This window comes from Rothia sp. HMSC064D08, assembly GCF_001809525.1.
Lineage (GTDB): Bacteria > Actinomycetota > Actinomycetes > Actinomycetales > Micrococcaceae > Rothia > Rothia dentocariosa.
Genome location: NZ_KV797889.1, coordinates 1 through 5,418, shown reverse-complemented (window position 1 = coordinate 5,418; position 5,418 = coordinate 1). Strand labels below are relative to the sequence as shown.

Genomic DNA, 5,418 nt, shown 5'->3' with positions numbered 1-5,418 from the left:
TGTTGTTGGTGTGGTGTGTTGTTTGAGAACTCAAGAGTGTGCTTTGTTCAATACGTTTTAGGCACAGCATGTTTGTGTGTTGTGTTGTGATGATGTGTATTGGTGAAACGGGATGTTGTGACAGTGCACTGGTACCCCCCTTTTTTTGGTGGGGTGTTGGTGTGCGGGGTTGATACCGTATATGTTTTTTTGATCTTATTGAGGTCATGTTTTTTGGTGTGGTCTTGTAGTTCTGAAAAATTTGTTGTGGTGTCTGCTGGTTGGGACATTCGTGTGGGGTGCAGAGCATGGGGTGCGTTGGTGTGCCTGGTGTCTTTGTGTCCTGATTGTTTTTTGTTTTGTCAGTAGTTCATTGTTTTTTGAGAGTTATGGGATCATGCGTTTGCTTTTTGTTTTTGTAACGGAGAGTTTGATTCTGGCTCAGGACGAACGCTGGCGGCGTGCTTAACACATGCAAGTCGAACGATGAAGCCTAGCTTGCTAGGTGGATTAGTGGCGAACGGGTGAGTAATACGTGAGTGACCTACCTTTGACTCTGGGATAAGCCTGGGAAACTGGGTCTAATACCGGATACGACCAATCTCCGCATGGGGTGTTGGTGGAAAGCGTTATGGAGTGGTTTTAGATGGGCTCACGGCCTATCAGCTTGTTGGTGAGGTAATGGCTTACCAAGGCGACGACGGGTAGCCGGCCTGAGAGGGTGACCGGCCACACTGGGACTGAGACACGGCCCAGACTCCTACGGGAGGCAGCAGTGGGGAATATTGCACAATGGGCGCAAGCCTGATGCAGCGACGCCGCGTGAGGGATGACGGCCTTCGGGTTGTAAACCTCTGTTAGCATCGAAGAAGCGAAAGTGACGGTAGGTGCAGAGAAAGCGCCGGCTAACTACGTGCCAGCAGCCGCGGTAATACGTAGGGCGCGAGCGTTGTCCGGAATTATTGGGCGTAAAGAGCTTGTAGGCGGTTGGTCGCGTCTGCTGTGAAAGGCTGGGGCTTAACCCTGGTTTTGCAGTGGGTACGGGCTAACTAGAGTGCAGTAGGGGAGACTGGAATTCCTGGTGTAGCGGTGGAATGCGCAGATATCAGGAGGAACACCGATGGCGAAGGCAGGTCTCTGGGCTGTAACTGACGCTGAGAAGCGAAAGCATGGGGAGCGAACAGGATTAGATACCCTGGTAGTCCATGCCGTAAACGTTGGGCACTAGGTGTGGGGGACATTCCACGTTTTCCGCGCCGTAGCTAACGCATTAAGTGCCCCGCCTGGGGAGTACGGCCGCAAGGCTAAAACTCAAAGAAATTGACGGGGGCCCGCACAAGCGGCGGAGCATGCGGATTAATTCGATGCAACGCGAAGAACCTTACCAAGGCTTGACATATACTGGACTGCGTCAGAGATGGCGTTTCCCTTCGGGGCTGGTATACAGGTGGTGCATGGTTGTCGTCAGCTCGTGTCGTGAGATGTTGGGTTAAGTCCCGCAACGAGCGCAACCCTCGTTCTATGTTGCCAGCACGTGATGGTGGGGACTCATAGGAGACTGCCGGGGTCAACTCGGAGGAAGGTGGGGATGACGTCAAATCATCATGCCCCTTATGTCTTGGGCTTCACGCATGCTACAATGGCCGGTACAGAGGGTTGCGATACTGTGAGGTGGAGCTAATCCCTAAAAGCCGGTCTCAGTTCGGATTGGGGTCTGCAACTCGACCCCATGAAGTCGGAGTCGCTAGTAATCGCAGATCAGCAACGCTGCGGTGAATACGTTCCCGGGCCTTGTACACACCGCCCGTCAAGTCACGAAAGTTGGTAACACCCGAAGCCGGTGGCCTAACCCTTGTGGGGGGAGCCGTCGAAGGTGGGACTGGCGATTGGGACTAAGTCGTAACAAGGTAGCCGTACCGGAAGGTGCGGCTGGATCACCTCCTTTCTAAGGAGCTCAACTATTGTTTGGTTGGCCATGCTGCTCGCGAGTGTCGGGTGGGTGGTTTGCTCATGGGTGGAATGTCAGCCCCTTTTTTTGTTGTTTGTTTTGTTTCACGGTGTTGTGTATACGTCATCATTTATTGTTGTGTTGTTCGGGTGCGTTCTTGGGTTTTCGGGTTGCACGCTAGGTGTGGTCTGAATTTGTGACTGGCTGGTGCTGGTGCTGGGTTCATTCTCGGTGTTGGTGTTGGTGTGGTTTGTTGTTTGAGAACTATATAGTGGACGCGAGCATCTTCTGGGAACTGCACGGTTGTGTGGTTTCTTGATTCTTCTTTTTCTTGATTGTGTGTAAGTTGTTAAGGGCACACGGTGGATGCCTTGGCATCAGGAGCCGATGAAGGACGTGTGAATCTGCGATAAGCCTCGGGGAGCCGATAACTGGGCGTGGATCCGAGGATTTCCGAATGGGGAAACCTCGCTCATCGTTTTGGTGGGTGACCGCTGGTTGAATGTATAGGCCAGTTGGGGGGAACGCGGGGAAGTGAAACATCTCAGTACCCGCAGGAAGAGAAAATAATAATGATTCTGTTAGTAGTGGCGAGCGAACGCGGATGAGGCTAAACCTGTGGTGTGTGATAGCGGTTAGGTGTTGCATCATGGGTGTTGTGGGAGTTGTTGTGGTGGTTCTAACTGGTCACCGGCGTAGTGCATGATGGTAGGCGAACTGGCTTGGAATGGTCGACCGTAGTGGGTGAGAGTCCCGTAGTTGAAAGTGTTGTGTGTGCGTTGACAATGTCCCGAGTAGCACGGGGCTCGTGGAATCTCGTGTGAATCTGCCAGGACCACCTGGTAAGTCTAAATACTTCCTGATGACCGATAGTGGATCAGTACCGTGAGGGAATGGTGAAAAGTACCCCGGGAGGGGAGTGAAATAGTACCTGAAACCGTGTGCTTACAAGCCGTTATAGCCCCCCTTTGTGTGGGGTGGTGGCGTGCCTTTTGAAGAATGAGCCTGCGAGTTAGTGTTTTGTCGCGAGGTTAACCCGTGTGGGGTAGTCGTAGCGAAAGCGAGTCTGAACAGGGCGTTGTAGTGGCAGGATCTAGACCCGAAGCGGAGTGATCTATCCATGGCCAGGTTGAAGCACGTGTAAGAGCGTGTGGAGGACCGAACCCACCTAGGTTGAAAACTGGGGGGATGAGCTGTGGATAGGGGTGAAAGGCCAATCAAACTCTGTGATAGCTGGTTCTCCCCGAAATGCATTTAGGTGCAGCGTTACATGTTTCTTGCTGGAGGTAGAGCTACTGGATGGCCGATGGGCCCGCGAGGGTTACTGACGTTAGCTAAACTCCGAATGCCGGTAAGTGAGAGTGTAGCAGTGAGACAGTGGGGGATAAGCTTCATTGTCGAGAGGGAAACAGCCCAGACCATCAACTAAGGCCCCTAAGCGTGTGCTAAGTGGGAAAGGATGTGGAGTTGCTGAGACAACCAGGAGGTTGGCTTAGAAGCAGCCATCCTTGAAAGAGTGCGTAATAGCTCACTGGTCAAGTGATTCTGCGCCGATAATGTAGCGGGGCTCAAGTACACCGCCGAAGTTGTGGCAATCAGTCTTTGTGGCTGGTTGGGTAGGGGAGCGTCCTGCACGAGGTGAAGCTGCCACGGGAGTGTGTGGTGGATTGTGTGGGAGTGAGAATGCAGGCATGAGTAGCGAATCACGGGTGAGAAACCCGTGCGCCGGATGATCAAGGGTTCCAGGGTCAAGTTAATCTGCCCTGGGTTAGTCGGGGCCTAAGGCGAGGCCGACAGGCGTAGTCGATGGAGAACGGGTTGATATTCCCGTACCAGTGAAGGACCGTCCATACTGATATTGTGATGCTAACCATGCCGATCACGGTGTCATGAAGTTTTTCTTTGTGGTGTTGTGGGGTGTGTGGGACCCAAGCTTTGGAGGTAAGCGTGTTAACAGGTGTGACGCAGGAAGGTAGCCAAGCCACGCGGTGGTTGTCGTGGTCTAAGCGTGTAGGATGACTGGTTGTTAAATGCGCCGGTTGTGTGTCTGAGACGTGATGGGACCCCTTGTTTGTGGGGGATTTGGTGATCCTATGCTGCCGAGAAAAGCATCGGCGTGAGGTTTTAGCTGCCCGTACCCGAAACCGACACAGGTGATCAGGTAGAGAATACTAAGGCGATCGAGAGAATCATGGTTAAGGAACTCGGCAAAATGCCCCCGTAACTTCGGGAGAAGGGGGGCCCTGAGCGTGATCTGCCCGTGCGGTGGGGAGCGTGTAGGGGTCGCAGAGACCAGGGGGAAGCGACTGTTTATCAAAAACACAGGTCCGTGCGAAGTCGTAAGACGAGGTATACGGACTGACTCCTGCCCGGTGCTGGAAGGTTAAGAGGATTGGTTAGCCCTGTGTGGGCGAAGCTGAGAATTTAAGCCCCAGTAAACGGCGGTGGTAACTATAACCATCCTAAGGTAGCGAAATTCCTTGTCGGGTAAGTTCCGACCTGCACGAATGGAGTAACGACTTCCCTACTGTCTCAACCATGAACTCGGTGAAATTGCAGTACGAGTAAAGATGCTCGTTTCGCGCAGCAGGACGGAGAGACCCCGTGACCTTTACTATAGTTTGGTATTGGTGTTTGGGTTGGCTTGTGTAGGATAGGTGGGAGACTGTGAAGCCGCTACGCTAGTGGTGGTGGAGTCGTTGTTGAAATACCACTCTGGTCAATCTGGATGTCTAACTTCGGGCCATGATCTGGTTCAGGGACAGTGCCTGATGGGTAGTTTAACTGGGGCGGTTGCCTCCTAAAGTGTAACGGAGGCGCCCAAAGGTTCCCTCAGCCTGGTTGGCAATCAGGTGTTGAGTGTAAGTGCACAAGGGAGCTTGACTGTGAGAGTGGCGACTCGAGCAGGGACGAAAGTCGGGACTAGTGATCCGGCAGTGGCTTGTGGAAGCGCTGTCGCTCAACGGATAAAAGGTACCTCGGGGATAACAGGCTGATCTTGCCCAAGAGTCCATATCGACGGCATGGTTTGGCACCTCGATGTCGGCTCGTCGCATCCTGGGGCTGGAGTCGGTCCCAAGGGTTGGGCTGTTCGCCCATTAAAGCGGTACGCGAGCTGGGTTCAGAACGTCGTGAGACAGTTCGGTCCCTATCCGCTGCGCGCGTTGGAGAATTGAGAAAGGCTGTCCTTAGTACGAGAGGACCGGGACGGACGAACCTCTGGTATGTCAGTTGTACCGCCAGGTGCATGGCTGATTGGCTACGTTCGGGAGGGATAACCGCTGAAGGCATCTAAGCGGGAAGCCTGTTTCGAGATGAGTTCTCCTGGCACCCTGGTGGTGTGTGAGGCTCCTTAGAGATGATGAGGTTGATAGGCCGGGTATGGAAGCGTTGTAAGGCGTGGAGTTGACTGGTACTAATAGGCCGAAGACTTATTCACACAAGTAGTTGTTGGTGGTGTTTGCGTTCGCTGTATAGTTTTGAAACAACAA

The 5,418-nt window shown here is 53.2% G+C and carries 2 rRNA genes; both read left to right on the top strand.

Annotation, left to right across the window (positions count from 1 at the left end):
• The first annotated feature begins 397 nt into the window (after positions 1–397).
• Positions 398–1,924: ribosomal RNA gene (locus HMPREF2625_RS01610) — 16S ribosomal RNA — on the top strand.
• Between the two features lie 342 nt (positions 1,925–2,266).
• Positions 2,267–5,366, top strand: a 23S ribosomal RNA gene (locus tag HMPREF2625_RS01605).
• Together the 16S and 23S rRNA genes form the textbook arrangement of a ribosomal RNA operon.
• Positions 5,367–5,418: the final 52 nt, after the last annotated feature.